A 2,466-nucleotide genomic window follows, 5' to 3' on the forward strand; every position below is an offset into this window, starting at 1 on the left:
TTCTGTAGCATTCAAACTCAATGCCTTACCGTTAGCTTGATACATAAATTTGCTTGTTACATAATCGATGTTTTGTTCTTTTGCTTTTTCTTCAGTTAATCCTACAGATGCAATTTCAGGAACAGTAAACACAACTGCCGGAACTATATCCATGTTGATATTTTTTTCTTTTCCAGAAAATACTCTTACAAGATTTTTACCTTGATTACTTGCAACGTGTGCTAGTTGCGTATTCTTGTAAACGCAATCTCCGATGGAGTAAATTCCTTCTACATTTGTTTGAAGATTTTCATCCACAACAATAGCGTTCTTTTCAGTTTTAATATCTGTGTTTTCAAGTCCAAGATTATCTATATTGCTGCTTCTTCCACTTGCTACAAGAACGTAATCTGCATAAGTTTCTTCGAATTTATCTTTGCCAACTTTTTGACTAATAATTTTAAGTCTTCCGTCTTCTTCAACAATTTTCTTAGCATATACTCCTGTTACAAACTTCAAAGTATCGCTTTTCAAGATTGATTTTAGACGTTTTTGGATTTCGCCATCTTCAGTTTTCAAAAGTTTGTTACCAACTACAGTAACTTCTGTTCCAAATTGTGAATAAATTGATGCAAATTCCATTCCTATTACGCCAGTTCCGATAACAACCATTGATTTTGGAATTTCTTCTAATTCCAAAAGTCCTGTTGATGTCAAAACTTTAGGGTGGTCAATACCTTCAATATTTGTTGGCTTATAATCTTTTGATCCAGTAGCTATGATAATTTTATCAGCTGTAAGTTCTTTAGTTTCTCCTTCTAAAGTCCTCACAATAACTGTTTTATTATCCTTAAAACTAGCTTCTCCTCTAATAAAAGTTAAATTATCGTAAGTTTTGAAAAGGTATTCAACACCACTTCTAAGTCTTTCGATAATTTCTGTTTTCCTTTGTTTAATTTTATCGGCTAATAATTTATGGTCATTAACTTCAATTCCAAAAGTTTCTGATTCTTTAATTTCTTTGTACAAATCAGCAATTTTCCATAAAGTTTTAGTAGGTATACATCCTCTGTTCAAGCATGTACCACCTACTTCAGCTTTTTCGATTAAAGTTACATTTAAACCGAGCTGGCATGCCCTGATGCCTGTTTCATAGCCACCAGGTCCAGCGCCGATAATAATGATATCTTTAGTCATTATTCTCCTTTTTTGTAAGTCAATATTAACTTCTTAGCAGCTTCTGTTTCATCAGGTCTTCTAACAACAGTTGTAATAGGAGCTTCTAATAATATATCTTTGTTTTCTCTTGCTTCTTGTGCAATTTGTTTCATTGCAGCTACGAATTCGTCAAGAGTTTGTTTTGGTTCAGTTTCAGTAGGTTCTACCATTAATGCTTCATGAACGATTAATGGGAAGTATACTGTTGGTGGATGGAATCCCATATCTAACAGTCTCTTAGCTACATCCAATGTCTTAACTTGTCCATCACAATCATCCTTTAATCCGCCTAATACGAATTCGTGTTTACAGATGAAGTCGTGTGGTAAGTTGTAATCGTCTTTTAATTGAGCTTGTAGATAGTTTGCATTTAATACTGCTGTAGTAGATGCACACTTCAATCCGTCACTACCCATAGTTAGGATATAAGTCAATGCTCTCATTAAAATTCCAAAGTGACCTTGGAAGTCTTTCATTCTACCGATAGAATGTTCCATGCTGTAATCTAAGAAATATTTATCTCCGTCTTTTTCAACGATTGGTTTTGGTAAATAGTCTCTTAAGAATTTCTTAACACCTACAGGACCTGCACCTGGACCTCCACCACCGTGTGGTGTAGAGAATGTTTTGTGAACATTGAAGTGGATTGCATCGAATCCCATGTCCCCTGGTCTAGCATGTCCTAAAATAGCGTTAGCATTTGCTCCATCATAGTATAGTAATCCACCAGCTTCGTGAACTATTTCAGCGATTTCTTTGATTTTAGTTTCAAATAAACCTAAAGTGTTAGGGTTAGTTAACATCAAACCAGCAGTTTTTTCGTTTACAACTTTTCTTAAGTCTTCAACGTCAACTACACCATTTGCGTTTGATTTAACTTCTACTACTTTGTATCCAGCCATTGCAGCTGTTGCTGGGTTAGTACCGTGGGCTGAGTCTGGAACTATGATTTCATTCTTTTCAGAATTACCATTAACTTCGTGGTATTTCTTGAAGATTGTAATAGCAGTAATTTCACCATGAGCACCTGCTGCTGGTTGCAATGTCATATAATCCATTGCAGAGATTTCGCATAATGATTTTTGTAAAGTGTACATTGCTTCCAACGCACCTTGAACTTGGTAATCGTCTTGTTTTGGGTGAAGACGAGCAAGTTTTGGATTTGCTATAATTTCTTCATTTATTTTAGGGTTGTACTTCATTGTACAAGATCCTAATGGATACATACCTGTATCTACGCCGAAGTTTAGAGTTGAAAGATTAGTATAG

The 2,466-nt window shown here is 35.0% G+C and carries 2 protein-coding genes; both read right to left on the reverse strand.

Translation table 11 applies throughout. The annotated features are described in order from the left end of the window. Nucleotides 1-1,176: NAD(P)/FAD-dependent oxidoreductase (locus tag KHW44_RS08555; RefSeq protein ID WP_304068447.1), on the reverse strand; the 1,176-nt coding region annotated here is incomplete at its 3' end. Beyond that, nucleotides 1,176-2,466: aminomethyl-transferring glycine dehydrogenase subunit GcvPB (gcvPB, locus tag KHW44_RS08560; protein ID WP_304068450.1), on the reverse strand; the 1,291-nt coding region annotated here is incomplete at its 5' end. The genes gcvPB and KHW44_RS08555, both read right to left, overlap by 1 nt.

This window comes from Finegoldia magna, from assembly GCF_018371055.1.
Lineage (GTDB): Bacteria > Bacillota > Clostridia > Tissierellales > Peptoniphilaceae > Finegoldia > Finegoldia magna_I.